The organism is Bacillus sp. 7_6_55CFAA_CT2, assembly GCF_000238655.1.
GTDB lineage: Bacteria > Bacillota > Bacilli > Bacillales > Bacillaceae_G > Bacillus_A > Bacillus_A cereus.
Window position 1 is genome coordinate 1,405,182 of record NZ_JH414708.1, and the last position, 20,376, is coordinate 1,425,557.

The following is a 20,376-nucleotide window of genomic DNA, read 5'->3' on the forward strand; positions in this document are numbered from 1 at the left end:
TATTTATATAGTGTTAACTGGTGTATAGTACAGTATAGATTTAGAAATTTAATATTAGATTACATTTGTTAAAAAAGTTAATAGATATATTTTTTCAAATCCTAACTAACATTTAAACGGTTTTAATTGAAATTGGTTGTGTATTAACCCTTATAAGCCAATAAAAGTAAATAAAATAAACAAAGACCCTGTAATAAATACAGGGCCGGATACAGGGTTAAGGGAACGCATAGTTTCTTAATATCATAGTAGCATATATTCTTTGTATAGCTACATGAGGATTTTGACAGAATTAAGAACAAGACAGAAAATCTGTAGGAAAGCAAATATAGTGCTGGAAATGTGATTTTAAATTAAGCTATAGGTATATTGAAATGGATGAAAACTCTTGAGTACCATGATTAAATTGCCTTTAATTATGAGGTTTAGGTTAGAGGGATAATTGGATCTTACTGAAAAGAAAAAATGTTTTTTAGATTAAAAGAAGAAAAGACACCTTTTGGGTGTCTTTTCTTTAGGTAAACAGTTCACATATTGCTGAATTAGATACGAAACCATAATTCGACTACGAAGTAAATCCTAACATAATCTGAACAGAAAAAATATGTAATATTACATTTTTAGTTTTTAATTATTTTATTCAATATAGAGAAGCAACGTAAATAAAAGGGCATGCAGTCGTATCTGCAGCCCTTTTTAGGAGGAATTCAAGATACCATTAGGACACGTATTGGTAAACAGGTTCAAAAATAGTATGTGTGAAAAGAAAAAGTCCTATACCAAAAGTAGACAGGACCTTATCTTTTTTACATTTTAAAAAATGAAATTCTGTCCTTTTGAAATCAGTACAGCACACACTTGGTTTGAAATGAAATTAGAAAAAGTATACATGAAAATGGCAGACAACTATTTTGTTGCCTGCCGGTGCCAGTGGGTTGAATGAGTTAGTCAATTCAATAAATTGTGCTATCCCATTACCAGAAGAGTGAAGCCGTTAGTCCAAACGGCTTAGACATAGTTTGTCTAATAAAGAAAAAATTATGAGTAGAAATTTTGTTTGCTCTATATGAAAAGATAAATAGATATTCATCAGACAAGGATAATTTAGCATATCTTGAATAGGGTGTAGGAACGAATTAAAGAAAGGGATATTTGTTTAGGAAGGGACTGACTCAGGAGTGGGACTTTTGGACAGGGTTTGGGGAGCGGTGATTGCCTTTGGCATTGCGACTAATATCGTTGCTTGTATAATGGCAGTATACATTCAAAAATATGAGCTAATGATAAATCATCTTACAAATATTTTATTTTTAATAATTATCTCTTTAACGTTTATAAAGATGAAAATTAACAGATGGGTGGCTTTAGGATTTACATTAGTTGTAATAGAGAAAGGTATTAAAGCGGGCTATGACTTCTACACACATAATTATTATAGTGTCAGTTGGAGTTTAGCTATCATTGTCTATTGCATATACGAGATGGAAAAGTATCATATTGAAATAAACGAATAGGCGCAACAAAAAGGTGTTAGTAGGTGGAATTCTTTTTAAAATACTATAAAAAAGACACTACAAGAGTGTCTTTTTTTTGAAAATACTCTATAATTAACTTTGGGGAAGGTAATGTTAGAGTATTCGTTTAGCATTATCTTTATATTTGATAAACCATGAAATCGAAAGATTTTGTGGTTTATTTTATGAACAATAGATATTACAGTATTGGCAGTGAGTTATTAATCATTTTAAGCATTAGGGGAGAATGGATTAAAAGTCTAACATCGAATAACGGTTCCGGAATATAGTGTTGCGAAATGATCTCCCATATCCCAAACGGTACTTGCCTGTATATAGCCCTTAAAGCCTTCTGAAGAATAATAAATCTCTTTTGGTATACTTTCTTTAGTTTGGAAATGTGCTTTAGAGTACTTTACATAATGGTTTTTAACAACTTTTGCTTCTGGAACAATAGTGTTTTTTTGTTCCAATTTTGGCCTAGCACTAGAAGGTGGTATGAATTTTACATTGTCTTGGTAATTAGGATCTAAGGTGTCAGCTTGTACACTGTGTGACGAAACAAAGGTGCTTAGACTACTTCCCGCAATTAAAGTTGCAAATACTAACTTTGAGAATTTTGTTAATCTACTCATTCTATAATCTCCTTTTTATTATTTTGTAAGGTATCTCCTTACACCTCACAGTCTATATCCACTACAAAAGGGTGTACATACATATTGATAGACAAAATTCTACAAAATACCGCATGTTTTTGGGATTTATGTATAATAATCCAATGTCTAATAATCTATTAAAAGTAAAAAGGTAGGTCTTATATAAAAGAAAATGAATAATTTATACAGGTAATGTATATGGAATTATTGTTTAAATATTCTAAAATGAGTTGATAAAGATGTTGGTAGGTTTTTTGGAAAACAAATAATTCCCTAGGTGAAATTTGGAAGGAAGATTCTCTGTTAGAGTTTTTATAAGGGAATTCATTTTCGTAGATTCAAAATGTAAAAATAACTAAAAGAGCAAGTGTTTCAATGGGTAAAAAGCTATGTTGAGTCTTTTTTCTCTGTCGGTGGTCGTCTAATCAATGAAATGACGGATGCTTATGATAGTTTGTGTCTAGCAACATTCGTGTATAAACGAATGAATTAAGAAAAGGGTGAAATATTGGATAACTCGAAATGGATGCCTTTAAGTAATGTTGATGATGATGAGGAAATTTGGGTAGGAGCAAGAGTTAGGTTGTACAATGTTGGTATGAATAGAGAAGATAAAGAAAATAATTTCTATGAATATATTATTTCTTATATCTACGACAACACTAACTACTTACAACTAACTAATTTAACAACAGGAAAAGCAGGTTATATTATTTGTGTCATTGAAAAAGAATTACCAAATAATTATGCTTTGGGCAGAACATTAAAGCAAAGAATAGGTTTAGAAAATACCTATTTTAGATTTGAATAATCAACAAATAAGGGAAGCACCAACTCTAAGGTGTCTTCCCTTATTTAATACTTTTTATCAATAATCAATATTAACAGAGCCTAAATAAAAAAGTGAGAAAAATGATAAACACTCTTCTCACTTTCATCAATTAGGGTGGCATATATATAAATATGCGTTTGGGTGGATTTTGGATGAAAAATCCACATGCATAGTATAACAAAAAAATTATGGCTTTTCGCATGTAATATTGCATATGAAAAATAGTAAAGTTTTAAATTTTAATATTAACAACTTATATATATGTGTTACAATGTAATTCTCTAATTTATTTTATTCTCCTATTTAGAATTTATAGTTTAGTGATTCAATAATACAAAAGTGGTTTTAATAAATAGATAAAACGATGAAATAATACAGTTAGAATGGTTAAAAGGCAGCTAAATATAAGTATTAAAAAAAAAATTACTTATTTATGTTTAGTGAATGTATTATGGTAAGAATTTCATCCGATTGGATTAGCGCTAAACTAGATTTTTATCCAAACAAATCCAATAATTATTTTTTAAATGAAGTATATGTTGCATCAAGTTTATTTGGAATAATTCGTAGTCTAATAATTGCTGAATCTAGAAAAATAACATATTCGAAAGGAGGACAGATAAAACTCTGTCTGTGAAAATTAAATCTCTAAATTATAAAGTATGGATAATAGGATGTGATTGTGGTTTCATTTCGAATGGTACCATAAATGAATGTGGAAAAGTAAAGGAGAAAAATTTAAATAAACTATATAAGTAGTAAAAATGAAAAGGAGAAGTAGCTAGTGTTTAATATAAAAGAAAGATTGGGGCAAATAAAGCTTAAAACGAAGTTGTCTATGGCATTTATAGCAATATTAATTATACCAAGCCTTATCGTAGGAGTATCATCTTATAATAAAGCAAAAACAGATCTTAATGAAACAATTCTACAATCAGCAAAAGATAATATAAGTATTTTAGATAAGATTGTTGATGATGAATTAGAAAATAAGCATACAGATATCACTCATTTTGCAAAGGTACTCACACAAGGGGATTATAATCCTGAACAATCGCAAAATGTACAGAATAAATTTGATCAATATATACAGTTACATCCAGAGATAGAAACAATTTATACGGCATCCAGTAACAATCAATTTATTCATGCACCTGTTGGAAAAATACCAGAAGGGTTTAATCCGCTAGAAAGCAGTTGGTATAAGGATGCAGTAAAAGCAGATGGAGAGATTATTGTTTCATCTCCATATAAATCAAAGTCTACAGGAAATATGGTAATTGCAATTGCAAAGCAGAATGCAGATAAAAGTGGTGTCATTGGCGTAGATTTGAATATTAAAGATATCGTAAAAACATCCAAAATGATAAAAATTGGGAAGCAAGGATTTGTATCTATAGTTAGTCAAGATAAAACTATAGTTGTTCATCCATCACTAAAACCTGGAGAGAAATTAGATAAAACTTTAGTGGATGAATTGTACAAGACAGAAGATGGAGTAATTACTTATAGCCTCAATGGTGAAGATCGAAATATAAGCTTTAAGACAAATAAAAAAACAGGTTGGAAAATAGCTGGCGTAATGCCTACGAAAGAAATTGAAGAAGCTACCAATCCTATTTTTTATAAAACGCTCACTATAATAGGTGCTTCATTATTGTTAGGTGGAATTGTAATTCTATTCATACTCAAATCTATAATTACTCCACTAAGACAATTAGTCATTTCAGCTCAAAGAATTAGTCAAGGAGATTTAACCGAGAAAATAGATATTCGTTCAAAGGATGAACTTGGTCAATTAGGTGGTAGTTTCAATACAATGGCAGAGTCGTTACGTAATATTATTTCTCAAATTAACACATCTGCAGGACATGTAGCTGCGTCTTCTGAGGAACTAACTGCTAGTGTAGAGCAAGCAAGTGTTGCGACAGAACAAATTACAAAAGAGATGGAAGAAATCTCGAACAGTGCAGAGGTTCAAAATAATGAAGTTGAGTCTGGAGCTGAATTAATTGGTGAGGTAACACGAAATATTCAATACGTAGCTGAGAATGCTTCTGAAGTATCGGCTTCATCCATATACACTAAACAAAAAGCAAATGAAGGTGAACAATTAGTAGAACAAACTGTAACACAAATGCAGTCTATCCATCACTCTGTTTCTCAATCCGATAATGTCATAAAATTATTAGATAAGAAATCACAGCAAATTGGCAGTATATTAGAAGCGATTCAAAATATTGCGGAACAAACAAATTTATTAGCATTAAATGCAGCGATTGAAGCAGCTAGAGCTGGGGAACAGGGGAGAGGATTTGCAATTGTTGCCGATGAAGTTAGAAAGTTGGCGGAGCAATCATCCGGATCTTCAATGGAAATTGGAAGTTTAATTAAAGAAATACAAGCAGACGTACATGAGACTGTAAAAGCTATGAATGAAGTAGGCGTAGAAGTACAGTCGGGAATTAAGGTTGCGAATGATACAAAACAAAGTTTTTATGAGATTTCAAAATCTGCAAATGATATTGTGTCAAAAGTGCATGATATGGTGGAACTATCTAATACAATGACTACTGATGCAATGAAAGTCGATACATCGATTGATCAAATAGCTATGGCTGTAAAAGAAAATTCTTCAAGTATGCAAACGATAGCTGGTTCATCTGAGGAACAACATGCTTCTATGGAAGAGATAAATTCTTCAGCAATACAATTAGCACAGATGGCGGAAGAACTTCAAGAGTTAATTGGTGGATTTAAGATTTAAGTTGAGATTCTAGGAGAGAATGCTAGAATCTTGTTACAGAGTGGAAATGAAAAATCTTATAACATAGTAAATAAGTATAATATGTACTCTCTATGCGTATTGAACAGGCAGATAAGCCATTTAAAAACCCTCCAAATGGAGGGTTTTTAAATACATTTACATTAAATTTGTGGTGGTGCACCACCATAATCGCCAACACTATATGAAGGAGCAGGATAATGCCCATGAGTAGCAAGCTGATCTGTTTTAGAAAACTGAAAAATTCCCACCGTTAATACCCCAATAAAAGCAATGCTTGATAATAATAAGCTAATTTTTTTCATTATTTTAACACTCCTTTTGCGATTGATTTTTGTCTTGCTTGATAACAAATATGGAAATAGTCACTTACTTTTTGGTGGTTCTCTAATTGTCTACATTTTGTGGCAAATAATTCGGCGTATTCGACAACATATTCCCATAATTCTTCTTCCTCAAAGTATAAGATTCCTTCTTGAATGATTTTTTCTAATTCTTCCAATGGAATATTTTCATTTAATTTTTTTAAAATAGAGAAGTGGTGTGTATATTCTTCGTTATGAATCTCTCTGCAAATCTGTAGTCCCTTATCAATGAGTTGGCTGGCCGTTGATTGTTCTCCTAACTTATAATGTTCCTTAGCTTGTAGGAAGATGGCCTTGAAGTGTGTAGGGATTTTCTCTGTTACTTCTGAAAGGTGACGAATAGCTAAAGTAGACATACTTTGATCAGAATACAGCCACCCCATAGTATTTTTTACGTATAACAAGGAATCTTCTTCCCTATTTTTTTGTAGTAAATCAATTGCACAATGTAGATATTCTTCTGCTTGTTCGTACTGTTTTAAATAGATGCAGCAACCACCTAGCAAACTATTACAAAAGGCTGTTTTTACTTCATAACCTTCGTACTTTGAAAAGATTGCTCTCGATTTATTTGCGTATTCGATAGAAGCGAGATTGTTATAGGTATGGTGATAGAAAGTAGCAATTCTATAGTAAAATTCGGCGTGTTCAATTTCATCTGGTATAGCTACCAATATTTTTTCTGCTAGTTTATAATGTTCCTCTGCCTCAGTATAATTTGATATAAAAGTGGAATGAATGGATTTGAAAAAATGATAATAGAATTGTAGAAATTGATCTGTAGGCATATCATAATCGCTAATAGTATCAAAACTATTTTGTTGAATACCAAGGCTATCTGTTAAGACCTTGTAACGAAATTCGAGTAGTGAATAGTATAGTAACAAATTTTGATCCTGATGCTCTTGATTCGGTTCAATGCTTAACTTACTAATTTTTTCATCAATTTTCTTTTTTAGATTAGTAGCTTTTATAACTTGCTGAGATAGCATAGATCGATACCAGTCGTTCAATAGAGAGGTTAATTGCTCATTTCCTTTTACTGAGACACTCATAATATACGCCCCCATTTTCTAAAAAAATCCTAATCCAATTTAATTATAAACATCATAACAAAATAGAAGAAAAAATGGAGTGATATTACAATATTTTTCAAGAAAATTCATAAAAAACAATCAATTCGTGTCGAATATACGTAGAATAAAACATCCAAAAATAATCAAAAGATGATATGAGTCTTTATACGTTCTATTAGGTGAACTAAGAAACTGTGTTTGAAGATTTATGAAATTTCTTTTTCCTAAAACGATCAATTATGTGTTAATTTTTAGATTATTTTATCGGATAAATATAGTATGTATCCCACCAAATGTATAAATCTTGCGTATGTAAATAAGAAGAGAATAAAGGAAATAAAAAAGAACTTGTAAGAATTCCTACAGGTTCTTTTTTAGATAATGTAAAAGGTGAAACAGACTATGTCATTATTTGTAATGGTAAAATTATCTTACGTATGGTTTTGTTTTATTTTATCATTTTAGCCAAGAAGACTCCCTCCATAAGGAACTCACAGCAAGTATGGGTAAGTGGGAGTAGTTCAAAGCATGCAATATTGTTTGATTTGGCTAATACATAGATTTCTCATCTCAGAACTGGTGTAAGAATTATAATGTTTATACCATTCTATTGTATTTTCTAAAGTCTGTTGTAGGGACCATTTTGGCTGCCAATTAAGATTGAATTTTGCTTTGCTAATGTCAAGGTTTAGTAAATTTGCTTCATGAAAATTTATTGGACCTATATTTTCTGCTGTCCAATCCCCGCAGCCCCAAATATCTAGTAAACTGGTCACTAATTTTTCTACTGAAACAATATTGCTTAGGGATGGCCCGAAGTTCCATGCTCCTGAAAAAAGGATACCATTATTTATAATTTTTTCTGTAAGGAGTAAATACCCGCTTAAAGGTTCTAGTACATGTTGCCAGGGTCTAATAGCAGTAGGATTTCTAATAATAATCTTTTTGTTTGATTCTAATGCTCGTATACAATCGGGAATAATTCTATCTATTGACCAATCACCACCACCAATTACATTACCAGCTCGAACACTTGCAATTATTTTCTTGTGTTGAGAAAATTTTTCTTCTGAAAAGTAAGAATTACGATAGGAAGAAATTAAAAGTTCGCAGCATCCTTTGCTTGAGCTATATATGTCATGGCCGCCCATAGGGTCAATTTCACGATAACCCCAAGGCCATTCTTTATTTTCATAGCACTTGTCACTTGTCACCATAATTCCTATTTTAGCTGATTCATGTAATCGAATTGCCTCTAGTACATTTATAGTTCCTACAACGTTTACCTCGTATGTTTCTCTAGGATATTCATATGAATACTTAACTAGAGGTTGGGCAGCTAAATGGAATACAATTTCAGGTTTATAATCTGTAAAAACCTTATTTAATTTATTAAAATCTCTAATGTCTCCACGAATATCAATTATATTATTTTGAAGGTTAGTAATGTTAAAGTTATCATTTTTATTTTTAGGATCTAATGAATATCCGATTACAGCAGCACCTAATTCATTCAACCATAGGGATAACCAAGAACCTTTAAAACCAGTATGTCCAGTAATTAAAATTCTTTTTCCGTAAAAAGCATTATTAAAGTTTTGGTTTAACAATTAGTCCACCTCCTTTAGTACCCTATTTTTAGGGAGTTAGGTATAAATGTTTATTATTTTTATACCAATTAACAGTTTTTATAATTCCTTCTTCAATATTAATTCTAGGTTCCCAGGAAAGAGAGTTTTTTATTTTTTGCACATCCGCTTCAGGAACCCATCTTTCATTTGTTCTAGAGGAAATTGCACCGTAATTTGGTCTGGAATTGGTTTTCAAATGTTTGAATAATAATTCTACATAATGTTTCAAGGGGTGAATAGTGCCGCTCCCAATATTAAAGATTTCATTTTGTACAGTAGTATTTTCTACTGCTAGGATACAGGCATCTATTACATTTTCTATATAACAATAATCTCTTAATTGATTACATAAAGTTAAATTTACATCTTTGTTTTGTAATACTCGCAAGATTATATAGCTAAAAATTTTATGCGGCTCTTCGCCTTCTCCGAATATGCCAAAAGGTCTTAATGTTATAAGATTAGTATTGTTTTCGCTAGCAATTTGATGGGCGAGTATAGTAGCAGCAGCTTTGGTACTTCCATAGATGTCCACAGGAGTTAGTAACATATTTTCATGAATAGGTTCCATCTTGTTACCGTATTCAGAACTACTCCCAAAATTGATGATTTTTTTACAATTCACCAATTTTGCTGCTTGAATAATGTTACAAGTCCCTATAACATTTGTTTCTATAGCATGGATGTAATCTGTATGGGCAGAATTTACACCATAGGCTGCCAGGTGAAAGATATAATCGGGATTAATTTTCTTTATTGCATCTTGTACTTGTTTTTTATCTCGTATATCTATTTCATAGGTTTCAATATATTTTAGAATATCCTCTAGTCTCCAAGAGTTTGATGGTGTTCTTATGAAAAGAACAATTTTTGCTTGTAAATTTAAAAGTCTTCGTGCCAAGTGAGAACCAATAAAACCGTATCCACCAGTAATAAGGAAAGTTTTATTTTTAAATGAAGCAATCATAGTGATAATCTATCCTTTATTAAGATGTATTTTTAGTTGCTGAAATAAATAGATTTATTTTTAAATAAGGAAAGTATCAGTCTTAATTGTGATGAGGGGAGGGGTATTTAAAATAATTTTTTATTGTTGTTGTATCAATTTGGTCAGCAAATAAAGAGGAGGGAGATTTTTGAAAAGTATTATGAAGGGTATGACATGTCTTGTTCAATTGTTCAATATAAGGAATGTATATATAATTTAAAACTGCTGGAGGTAATTCTAAAGTTTCTTGTTTCCATAAATCAAACTCATTTGGATTAATAATTTGCATACTTCCAAAATGAAAAGCTATTAATTCATCTTGATCAATAAAAACTTTATTATCTGTTTTGGATATAGAACTGCTATTTAAAATGACATTCCAAGGTGCTGCATCAATACCTTTATGAGTCATGATTTTTATATTAGAAAAGATGTTAGGAATGTGATTTAAATATTTTTGGTCACCCCATCTATTCATTTCAACATCATATTGATTATTGCAATATTCTAGGCATTTATCTTTCCACCATGTTAAAATTTCTTTACTATTTTGATCATTTTTGAAGCCTACTAAACCAGCTTGGTATATACCGTGTATGCTTTCAATTTCAGTAGAGCTTCTTTGAGGGCAAAGGAATACAGAGTACTTCCACCATTCATCAAGAATGATATTCGGTGCTGTAAAGAAATACATATCAGCATCACAATATATAATGTGATCAACTTCCGGATAAAGACTAAGGACATGTAGACATAGGGGCGCTTTTAATGTCCAACAATATTCTTGTAAACTTCTATCATTTTTTATACTGAGGAGCTCATGATTTTCAATTTCTTTTACCGGAATTAGTATGGCGTGCTTTAATTTTAATTTCTCTAATATTTGATAAGTTAAATCATCCATACAACAAATCCATACAGTAAATTTAGCGTTGAAATTTTCTAAGGAATAATAAGAGGTCAATCCTTGAATTAATCGTTCTTTACTTATAATCATGGAAAAGTTCATAAAATGATTGGATTGATTCATTTTTCTTCTTAATTGTGAATCTTTATATAAAGTTTGAGCTTTATTTATATCTTTTTTACTTAAAAATTGTTTAGTATCTTTATTGAATTTATCCTTTAATTGCTTTAAAACAAATTGAATTCTCTCTAAATACGGAGTGTAAATATGGTTTAATATATTATTGGGTATTGAAATTTCTCCCAAAGACCAAAGATCAAAATCATTTTCAGTAAAGATAGTAATACATGCAAAATGGTAAACAACTAGTTTGTCGTTTTCAATAAATATATCGTTTTTAGTCTTGTCAATTTTATAATCGTTATTATATATACAGTTCCAAGGCGCAGCATTTATACCTAAGTTATTTGAAATTTTTACTTTTGGAAAATATATAGGGATATAATCTAAATACTTTTGGTCTCCAAATTTCCCTTCCTCAGCCTCGGCACTGCACCAATCTATACATTTATTTTTCCACCATCTTACACTTTTTAGTCCATAGAGATCATTCTTAAATCCAATTAGACCAGCCTGATATTTTCCATACATTTTTTCTACCCAATCACGATCTCTTTGGGGGGTTAGGAAAATAGAATGGTCACCCCATTCCTCAAAAATAATATTAGGGTCAGAGAAAAAGCATAAATCACCATCACAATATAGAATAGATGGTAAATCATAATTGACCAATAAATATTCTATCAAGACAGATTTTAAAGTCCAACAATATTCATTTACTTTTCTTTTTCTCTTAATTGCTTTTAGTTCACGATCTTCCAATTCTTCAACTTGTAAAAGGTTTACATTAATTAAACTCATTTCTTTTAATAGTGAATATGCAAAAGGATCTATACAACAAATCCACAATGTGAATTTTTCTGAGTACTGCATTAATGATTGCTGTAAAGCAATAATTTTCAAGACATACTCACTACCTACAATGACGCAGAAATGATTATTTAGATCATGTTGTTGATTATAGAATTGGGGATCAATTCTTTTTTGAGTATTTTTTTTGGAGAGATTTGAAGCTTTAATTCCTGTTGAAAGTGGGTTAACTATTTTCTCATTAGAGGGGATATACAATCGAGGTAAACTTATTTTTTTATCATTAGAGTTCAATGCTTATTCAGTCCTCTCCACTAAAATTTATTTGGATTCCAACTTTCATTTACAGTTTTTAAATCTTTAGGTGTATCGACACTAGCCCAAAAGTCATTGTGTTCATAGACTGCGAGCTCATTGTCTTTTATTAAATTTCGAAGAGGATCTTCTTCTAGAACACAATCATCATTATTACTTAAATAATCGAATATTTCTTTGTTAAATACAAAAAAACCGCCATTAATTACTTCATCAAGTAATGGTTTTTCTTTAAAATCAATAGCAATTCCATCTTCGACCGCCAATAGGCCGTATTGACTATTTTTTTTAATTCCAGTTAATGTAGCAATTTTTCCTTTTTCTTTATGGAATGCTATTAGTTGATCAATATCTATATTGGCTAATCCGTCACCATAAGTTAATAAAAAGGTTTCACCCTGTACAAAGGATTCAAGTTTTTTTAGTCTTGCCCCGGTCATTGTATCAATTCCTGTATCTATAAAGTGTATATTCCAATTTTCTAATTTCTGAAGTAGCGTATATTGACTGGTTTTAAAATTCAAACTAAAGTCATTCTCTTTCCAGCTAAAGTCCATAAAATATTCCTTAATTTTCTCACCTTTATATCCTAAGGGCAAAATGAAATCAGAATGTCCATATTTTCTATACCAATTCATTATATGCAAGAGGAGAGGCTTTCCTTGAACTCGAACTAATGGTTTGGGAATGTCCTCTAAAATTCCTTGCATCCGAAGCCCTTTTCCGCCACACAAAATTATGACTTTCATAGATTTATTTCCTTCCTCTCAATATATTTTACTAATTTAAACTATGTAGTTTGTTTGGTAAATGTATACACGGTTGTACCATAATGACAATCAACTAAAAAAAATATGTTAGATTTATAATTCAGATGTTGATTAAACGTGGAGAATACACATTGTAGTTTATCATTAATTATATGTAAATTAGGTTCTTTTAAAATCTATGCTTTAGTTTATTTAATATTAATGAAAGAAATTGCTTGTTCTTAAGATAAAAGAAGGGGAAGGAAATCAAGGGAATTGAAGAAGCTTATAATGAAATATCCAAGAAGACAAAATATAAGATAAAGTATGGAAGTAAGTAGTCGTGAATGCACTACATAAGCAGAATATGCTGATCGCATAAATGATTATACAGAAATCAACAGAAGAATAACAAAGAGAATTAGCCATTTGAAGGAAAATGGAACAACTATTTTTACATTTTATAAATTCAAAAAAGAGCACCACATAAAGGTGCTCTAGTGATAGAACTAATTTTGTAAAGAACTATTTATTCAATAAAGAAGGACTTACGAATTATTATATGAACGTTTTGTTAATTAAGTGTGTATCAATTAGACAGGAATTTTATTTCTCTACACCTATTTGATTTTACGGGCCAAATCATGTTAAAAGTAAGAAGAAAATTATTAAGTTAATGTTATTTTGTTTAAAATAACATCCCAATCGGAATCATCACCTTCCCATCTATCCTGATAACGTGGGAGTTCAATTGAACAAACCCGCGATATTCCCCAATTTTGTTCAACAATATTAGATATACCCTCCTTGAAATTAACAATAAGGATATTAAAATTCTTATTTGTAATTTTAGATAATACGTTTTGTAATTCAACCGCTTCATCTCGATTTCCCCAAATTCTAATGAATAAAATGGATTCACTACTATTTATTTTTTCAAGGAATTGATTAATTCTAGTGTCTAATTTAGCTTTAAAAGAAGGATAGGTTGATTTCAAATCATTTTCTGAATTAATAGGAAAATCATGCATTGAAAAACAATTATAATAAGTGTCCTTTATACAGTAGGTAATTCGTTCTGCCCATTTAATTTGATTATCAAATTCTGATTCAATAAGACCGTAACTTTCTGAACCTTCTATAATCATATTTTCCAACTTCATAAATTTTTTAAATCGATTTTGAAGTAATCTGTTTACATCTGAAAGTGATGGATAATAAAACCAATCTAAAGGTCCAGAAAATGTTCTTAAATTGTGTCTTTTGATTTGGTTGGTGACTTGACACAATCCTCCTAAACTTACAATTACGCCATAGGATTTTTGTATATCTTCTAGGTTCATCCTCATCATCCTTTATAAAAGTAATTTAAATTATCTGTTCAGTATATGATGCAATAACATATTGATGTGGACCTATATATCACAGTACATAGAGCTAAGACATTTGTATAAATTTAAAAAGTCAAATACCTAAGTTGAGGGATTTCATCTTTGATGTTATATCATGGAGTTACTATTGGAATGAAAGCTGGTAGGGATATTGCGCCAGAGTTATATTTTCTGCAGTAACTTAATTTAGAAACCTGTGCTTGTTTACTATAGGAAAATTGTAATCCTAAAAAAATACTTAGATAAAAAGAAAGATCTAGTAGTTAGCATTTAACCATTAGATCTTTCTTTGAATTAGTATCTTTTACATAATAATTATTGAAGAGGGAAAATTCTATTAAGAAATGCTATTAAATATTAGACTAATTTCTAATGGTCCCAGTATCTTTTATTTTGACGTGTGTCTTTACATTTATTTTAGCCTCTGCTAACGCTTGCAACCAATCTCCTTTTACTTTTTTCCACTCTTTATATTGAAATGCTCTAGCATATAGGGATAATCCGATTGGATCAATTTTATTCTGCTGTATTTCATACAACATATTTTGTAAATTATTATTAATTTCTTTTTGAATGGCACTTTTTAAATTATTTATATTTTTTTTATTATCATAGTGCCCCTTAATTAAATTCGCATTGGTTTTTTCTATTAAAGCTACATTAGCATATATATCGAGATTAAATACAAACTTTCCGTTTTGAAAATTAACAAATACCTTCCTTGTCGCGTTCTGTACGAAGATAGAAGTGTTTATTTTTTTGTTGGACTTTTTAGGAGGAAGCGCAAGGTGTAGTATCATTCGCCCGCTACTTTTTTGCTTATTTATAAGATTGAAAAATTTAACATCTTTTTTAGGGATATGAGTTAAATATTTCCCTTTTCGATTTAAAAATGCAATTCCTACTGTGTCGATTTCATTCTTTGTTTTTTTGATAATTGGAACAGCTTGCGTCATTCCTTCTTCATTTTGTTCTCTCATTAATTGTTGAATTGTAGAAGAGACGGATTGGTTATTTTGAATTGACGATTCAATTACACCATTTATATAAGATGAAAGTGATGGTTTACTAGGCTTATGAATTTTAAAAATTTCTTCTGCAGGTCCATCTACAAGTACTACTTTAGCATTAATGGTAGCGTAAGGATCACGGTAAGAAGAATCAAGCTCCTGCAACCAATTTGCTTCTTGCGCTAATTTTTTCCCAATTAAAATGATTTCAGCTTTGGAAGCTGTCATAAAGCCTGTTAACTTTGTATCTATCTTACTGAATCCAGTATATACAGTTGATGCTTGTGTCCAATGTTCTATAGTACTTTTTGGTTGTTTATGATGAAAGAGTGGTATGCTTGTTCCAACTTTTATGTCTCCATTAGGGGTTCTATCCAAGCCAATTAACAGGATTAATGAAACCTTCTCAAGAGGAATTCTCTGACTACAACCAATTATATATACACAACAAATTACAATCCATATCCATTTTCGAATCAAAGTTGTTTCCTCCTAGTAATCCAAGTAAAAAGAATACTGTAAGCGAAAAATAAGATTGGTAATAGAATAAAGAAAACGACATTTAAGATATCCATAAGAGAATATATAAACAAATATTGATCCACATCGGGATTTAGGAAAATAAATAGGCCAACTATAAGTAACATAAAAGCAAGTAGCGCCCAATTGCGGGCGTTTTTTTGAAGTGAAATGGTCACAGATTCAAAACTGAAAAATAAATACGGATATATTGTAGTGGAAAATACAATTAAATAGTAAGCGATATATATAATTTCTAATCGTTCCATGAAAGAAAAACGAACCCCTTTTAACAGATGAAATACTGGCCAGATTACATCTTTTATCCCTTCTGGACTAAAGTATATATAAGAAAGGATAGTAACATATAGATAGAAAAACATGGTTCCAGTATTCGCTATTAGTAGTCCTTTTATGGCTTTTTGTTTTTTTTGTAAGAATGGGTATATATAATATGCAATTTCTAGGCCAGCATAAGGAGTAATGGTTTCTTTTGTTGCCTTTACAATAGGGTATAATCCTTCTTTAAATATAGGTAGTAGGTGTAAAGGATTGTAGTTAGTCTTTAGTGAAAAAAGAAGAAATAGCGGCATCCAAGTAGTGAAGAAGAAAACAAGCATAGAATAACTAGTAAGAGCCCTTAACCCACTCAGGGCTAAAATAATAAAAGGTAATAGTAATAATATGGTGATTTGATAAGCAGGAGTGGAAGGGAATATCCACACTTTTACAATATCAGTTGCCTTTAATAAAGTATTAAATCCAGCAAAAAATAGATAAAAGGCATATGCAAGAAAAAGAATTGTCCCTATCCATTTACCAAAGTATGTTTTTAAGATTTGTGAGAAATTTTTGTTAGGATTTTTTTGTAACATTAATATAATAAATACACCGATTATAGAAGTAACTATCCATCCGAGAATGATCGAAATCCAGCCATCTGTACCAGCAGTAGTAGCAAGTGGGCTTGGCATAATTAACATACCAGATGCGAGTTGCAGCGAATGAATGAAAATAATAAATTCGAATAAAGTTACTTTTTGGAACTTAAGATTCCCCATGTTAACCACCTTCTTTTTTCTTTCTTTGTTTCGGCTGTCCTGTACTCGAGCGGGTGGTAATCATCGAAATAGGAAATCTTACAAAAGAATCTTTTAACTCTTGGAGACGAAATGGTGCGATTGGCATTCCGTATGGTGAACCATAGGAAGTTAGTGAAACAAAATGAGCAAATAAGAGCATTAATCCACTAACAATACCTACAATCCCATAAAAGTAAGCCAATAACATCATTGGAAAACGGATAAGGCGTATAGAACTTGATAAATCATAATTAGAAACAATAAATGAAGCAATGGCTGTAATAGATACGATAATAACCATAACGTTACTAACAAGACCAGCTTGAACAGCTGCCTGTCCAATTACAATCCCTCCAACGATTCCAATAGTTTGTCCAATTGGTTGTGGTAAGCGAATGCCAGCTTCACGTAGCATTTCTAGTGTAATTTCCATTATAAAAGCTTCCAATAAGGGGGAGAAAGGGACTTTGACTCTTGATGTTGCAATAGAAGTGTATAAGTCTATAGGAATAATTTCAAAGTGAAAAGAGACTATAGCAATATAAAATGCGGGTAAAAAAATAGCTATAATAAATCCTGCAAATCGTAATAAGCGAAAAAATGATGCGATGAGCCAATGAATATTATAGTCATCTGGGGTTTGAAAAAATCCAATCAAATTCATCGGAACAACCATTGCACCAGGGGATCTATCCATTAATACTGCTACTTTCCCATCAAGTATATGATTTGAAATGGCGTCTGGGCGCTCGCTTAAATACGCCTGTGGAAAAGGAGTCCAATTTTGATCTTTTGTATAATTAGATAGCTCTCCAATACTTAATACCGCATCTGTTTTGATTTTACAGATTCTGGTTTCAATTTCTTGGACTACATCTGCGTTTGCTACATCACCTAAGTAAATTAAATAGACTAAAGAAGTGGCTCTTTCTCCAATCGTCAGCTTTTTGATTTTTAACTCTGTAGAAGGAATATATCGACGGATAAGACCTATATTTTTTGTGGCATTTTCAATAAATCCATCATGGGATCCTTTTATAGTAACTTCTGAAATTGGCTCTTGAATTGCTCTCTCTGCCCAGCCTTTTGTATTTATTAGAAGTGAACGCTTTTCTCCCTCCATAAACAGTACACATTGCCCCTCAAGTAATCCTTCTTTAATTTCATTCCATGTATATACTATTTTGGTATGAGTAGCAATAATATTAGAATTAAATATTTGACTGTCTTCATTTACTTCTTGTAATAATGGTGTAACAACATTGGTTTTTAATGCAACACCATCTGTAAGGCCTTCGAAATAATATAGTAAAATATTCGTGTTTGTTTTTAATTGCAAAGGATGTTCAATTAAATCTGCACTAATATCAAAGATGTTATCTAATGTATTTTTAAGTTCTTTTAAGTTACTTGTTTGGATCTTTTCAATGGTTTTATCTGTCTTAGTTTCTAAGGTCTCTTCATTTAAGGACAAAATTGACACCTCTTTAATATATAACGATTAGTTGTATTTATTATTTTTATATGATTGAATTTTATTCACTAATTTAAACTAATTGGAGATAAGAATTAATAAATTTGATGTGCTATATTATTAATTCAATAATTGGGAGCAAAAAGCAGATGTAATTTGTGTGGAAATTTCAGTATTAAGATAGAATTGAAATTTGAATGATTATAATAAAAAGAGCCCTTGATAGGTTCTTTTTTTAGTTGGTAAATATGATGTCAACAATAGATGGCGATAAAGGTAGTAATTTAGATGTCTTTATGTTAATCTGCTAAATTTTGTAAGGAGAATTCTTTTTTTCATACCTTCATACTCAATGAAAAAGGATATTTCATTTATTTGGGTGTTATAGTGTATTTTAATTTTGCGCACCAACAAATTTTGTTTAGGGACAAAATGCGTTTTCTTAATTATCAGAAAAAACAGTGCGACAAAATTCCTATTAATTATTTTGGTAGGTATCAAATATTTCTTTGACCTTATTTTCTTGATATTACCGTACGTTTATATGTTTCTAAGGGAAAGAAATACTTTCATTTTTATTACCATCTATTGTTTGATTAAGATGGTAACATGAAAGTGAAACGTTTACAACCAGAAAATAAAGAAAAAATATTAAAATACGACTTTTTTCGACAATCATTCTATGTTTATATTTCATTTTATTATAGGAAAAGGCGGGGGAAAGCGGACCTTTTCCTATAAAATGTTTTGTTGGAATTAGAAATAACTAAAAAAGTAATATTATCTTAAAATTAAAATGAAATTCAATGATAAGGTTATAATTGAATTTTTAAACCTCATGTGTATTGAAAGTATGGTCAAATCTTAATCCACGTTGCGTTTCTTCCTTTTGTAACTAGCTTAATATGGCCAAACACTTGCAAGGAATTTAAAGCCTTACTGATTGTACTTTCTGCAATGTCTGGATAAGTGTTACGAATACTTTCCTTAGTAAAGGGTTGTTTTTGTTTAAGTATAAAATCCTGAATTCTCTCAATTTTAGTATGTTTACATATAGAATCTAGAACTGTGTTATGTAGATCTTTGTAAGCCTCTAATATAATGGTTAAAAACGTTTTTAACCAAAAGCTATTATTATGTTCCTCGCAGTACCAATTCACCGAAGATTTATAAATCGAATTGTAATAATCAGATTCGTTTTTCTTAATATATTTATCCAAACATACATATTTTACAAATGTATGTCCACTCTTAATTAACAGCAATTGCATTAACATAAATGCCAGCCTGTTATTACCTTGATTGAAAGGGACTATGCAATAAAAATTTAATATAAAACGAGCTATTAATAAAAGTGAATGTAGCCCCTTACTAGTATTTAATGAGTTGTATTGATCACATAATTGCTCCATAAACCGTGGGATAAGTTCATGCGGAAGAATGCGGTAACTATTCAAGTGCATTCCATGTTCTGGAACTCCTGGAATAATAAAAGGTTTTTCACGCCATTTGGCACTGTCAGAGGTAATATAATGTATTAGTTGAAAATGTAATTCCTGTATAGTTGCTGGATTAATTAATAAAGTACAGGAGTTTTTATGTACAAAAGAAAGTGTTTGATAATAGCAGAAAATAGCATCTTCAGAAATATTTTGAGGTACTATATCATCTAAAATAAGTTCTTTTAATCTTTTATTAGGAACTTTTATATCCTCATAAATAGTTGTGAAATTTTTTATGTAATGTAGTGGTATAGTTTTTTCTAAACTATTAAATATGTCAGGGTTTTGTTCCTGATAAGCAGCTAATTTTCCTTTGAATTCGCTAATTTCACTTATTAAATTGATTAACCTCCTTTTTAATTCAATATTTTTGTACTTATCATCAAAAAAGTCTCTCATTTTTGTTCCTCCTGTAACCCCTTAACACGTTGTTGCATATATCTTTCCATTCTAAAGGTATGCCACGAAATCATTGTAAAATAAAGATATTGTAGGTCTGATTTTGAATATATATATCAGAATCTATATTTTTATTTAACAATTAAAATGTGGAAATTATAAAGAAGAATCGTTACGATTCAATTTTAATAGGCATAATCCTAACATCAAATGCAAAAATGTACAATAAAAAAATATAAAATATAAAACTA

The 20,376-nt window shown here is 30.5% G+C and carries 15 protein-coding genes; 3 read left to right on the forward strand and 12 right to left on the reverse strand.

The features are described from left to right. Positions 1–1,178 precede the first annotated feature (1,178 nt). Positions 1,179–1,514, forward strand: coding sequence for a hypothetical protein (locus tag HMPREF1014_RS07260; RefSeq protein ID WP_025708929.1), 336 nt, complete (start codon positions 1,179–1,181; stop codon positions 1,512–1,514). A gap of 260 nt (positions 1,515–1,774) precedes the next feature. On the opposite strand, the gene HMPREF1014_RS07265 is transcribed toward HMPREF1014_RS07260, so the two are convergent. Then, entirely contained in the window at positions 1,775–2,149 is a 375-nt protein-coding gene (locus HMPREF1014_RS07265; protein ID WP_000088960.1) for a hypothetical protein, read from the reverse strand. A 547-nt stretch (positions 2,150–2,696) separates the two neighbouring features. On the opposite strand from HMPREF1014_RS07265, the gene HMPREF1014_RS07270 reads away from it, so the two are divergent. Next, the gene (locus HMPREF1014_RS07270; protein WP_002024558.1) at positions 2,697–2,981 is read left to right on the forward strand and encodes a hypothetical protein; all 285 of its coding nucleotides are present in this window, start codon (positions 2,697–2,699) and stop codon (positions 2,979–2,981) included. A gap of 805 nt (positions 2,982–3,786) precedes the next feature. Beyond that, positions 3,787–5,769 carry a methyl-accepting chemotaxis protein gene (locus HMPREF1014_RS07275; RefSeq protein ID WP_000481856.1) on the forward strand — a complete coding sequence of 661 codons (1,983 nt, stop codon included), beginning with the start codon at positions 3,787–3,789 and terminating at the stop codon, positions 5,767–5,769. A gap of 161 nt (positions 5,770–5,930) precedes the next feature. Here HMPREF1014_RS07275 and HMPREF1014_RS31500 read toward each other — a convergent pair whose 3' ends face one another. From HMPREF1014_RS31500 to HMPREF1014_RS07330, 11 genes are all read right to left on the reverse strand, one after another. Then, the gene (locus HMPREF1014_RS31500; protein WP_000724116.1) at positions 5,931–6,092 is read right to left on the reverse strand and encodes a hypothetical protein; all 162 of its coding nucleotides are present in this window, start codon (positions 6,090–6,092) and stop codon (positions 5,931–5,933) included. Then, positions 6,092–7,207 (reverse strand): Rap family tetratricopeptide repeat protein, encoded by a 1,116-nt coding sequence (locus HMPREF1014_RS07285; RefSeq protein ID WP_000116963.1) that lies wholly within the window; start codon positions 7,205–7,207, stop codon positions 6,092–6,094. The genes HMPREF1014_RS31500 and HMPREF1014_RS07285 overlap by 1 nt, the downstream gene beginning before the upstream one ends. Before the next feature lie 542 nt (positions 7,208–7,749). Next, positions 7,750–8,838 (reverse strand): CDP-glucose 4,6-dehydratase, encoded by a 1,089-nt coding sequence (rfbG, locus tag HMPREF1014_RS07290; RefSeq protein ID WP_000934336.1) that lies wholly within the window; start codon positions 8,836–8,838, stop codon positions 7,750–7,752. Positions 8,839–8,866: 28 nt separating this feature from the next. Continuing rightward, positions 8,867–9,826, reverse strand: coding sequence for an NAD-dependent epimerase/dehydratase family protein (locus tag HMPREF1014_RS07295; protein ID WP_000561950.1), 960 nt, complete (start codon positions 9,824–9,826; stop codon positions 8,867–8,869). A gap of 82 nt (positions 9,827–9,908) precedes the next feature. Continuing rightward, positions 9,909–11,978 (reverse strand): hypothetical protein, encoded by a 2,070-nt coding sequence (locus HMPREF1014_RS07300; RefSeq protein WP_001087522.1) that lies wholly within the window; start codon positions 11,976–11,978, stop codon positions 9,909–9,911. A gap of 20 nt (positions 11,979–11,998) precedes the next feature. Then, the gene (locus tag HMPREF1014_RS07305) at positions 11,999–12,748 is read right to left on the reverse strand and encodes a sugar phosphate nucleotidyltransferase (protein WP_000864432.1); all 750 of its coding nucleotides are present in this window, start codon (positions 12,746–12,748) and stop codon (positions 11,999–12,001) included. Between the two features lie 668 nt (positions 12,749–13,416). Next, a complete protein-coding gene (locus HMPREF1014_RS07310) occupies positions 13,417–14,091 on the reverse strand; it encodes a papain-like cysteine peptidase (RefSeq protein ID WP_001047150.1) in 675 nt (224 codons plus the stop codon). 410 nt (positions 14,092–14,501) lie between these two features. After that, positions 14,502–15,629 carry a Ger(x)C family spore germination protein gene (locus HMPREF1014_RS07315; protein WP_000619978.1) on the reverse strand — a complete coding sequence of 376 codons (1,128 nt, stop codon included), beginning with the start codon at positions 15,627–15,629 and terminating at the stop codon, positions 14,502–14,504. After that, positions 15,626–16,729: a GerAB/ArcD/ProY family transporter gene (locus HMPREF1014_RS07320; protein WP_000527368.1), complete on the reverse strand. Its 1,104-nt coding sequence runs from the start codon at positions 16,727–16,729 to the stop codon at positions 15,626–15,628. The genes HMPREF1014_RS07315 and HMPREF1014_RS07320 overlap by 4 nt, the downstream gene beginning before the upstream one ends. Position 16,730: 1 nt before the next feature. Beyond that, positions 16,731–18,224: a spore germination protein gene (locus tag HMPREF1014_RS07325; protein ID WP_000055701.1), complete on the reverse strand. Its 1,494-nt coding sequence runs from the start codon at positions 18,222–18,224 to the stop codon at positions 16,731–16,733. A gap of 857 nt (positions 18,225–19,081) precedes the next feature. Beyond that, positions 19,082–20,125 (reverse strand): Fic family protein, encoded by a 1,044-nt coding sequence (locus HMPREF1014_RS07330; protein ID WP_001204216.1) that lies wholly within the window; start codon positions 20,123–20,125, stop codon positions 19,082–19,084. Between the last annotated feature and the right edge of the window lie 251 nt (positions 20,126–20,376).

Excerpts from the sequence above, each read along its gene's own strand:
- HMPREF1014_RS07265 (WP_000088960.1), bottom strand. The coding sequence starts at position 2,149 with ATGAGTAGATTAACAAAATTCTCAAAGTTAGTATTTGCAACTTTAATT.
- HMPREF1014_RS07270 (WP_002024558.1), top strand. The coding sequence starts at position 2,697 with ATGCCTTTAAGTAATGTTGATGATGATGAGGAAATTTGGGTAGGAGCA.
- HMPREF1014_RS31500 (WP_000724116.1), bottom strand. The coding sequence starts at position 6,092 with ATGAAAAAAATTAGCTTATTATTATCAAGCATTGCTTTTATTGGGGTA.
- HMPREF1014_RS07285 (WP_000116963.1), bottom strand. The coding sequence starts at position 7,207 with ATGAGTGTCTCAGTAAAAGGAAATGAGCAATTAACCTCTCTATTGAAC.
- HMPREF1014_RS07295 (WP_000561950.1), bottom strand. The coding sequence starts at position 9,826 with ATGATTGCTTCATTTAAAAATAAAACTTTCCTTATTACTGGTGGATAC.
- HMPREF1014_RS07305 (WP_000864432.1), bottom strand. The coding sequence starts at position 12,748 with ATGAAAGTCATAATTTTGTGTGGCGGAAAAGGGCTTCGGATGCAAGGA.
- HMPREF1014_RS07310 (WP_001047150.1), bottom strand. The coding sequence starts at position 14,091 with ATGAACCTAGAAGATATACAAAAATCCTATGGCGTAATTGTAAGTTTA.
- HMPREF1014_RS07320 (WP_000527368.1), bottom strand. The coding sequence starts at position 16,729 with ATGGGGAATCTTAAGTTCCAAAAAGTAACTTTATTCGAATTTATTATT.
- HMPREF1014_RS07330 (WP_001204216.1), bottom strand. The coding sequence starts at position 20,125 with ATGAGAGACTTTTTTGATGATAAGTACAAAAATATTGAATTAAAAAGG.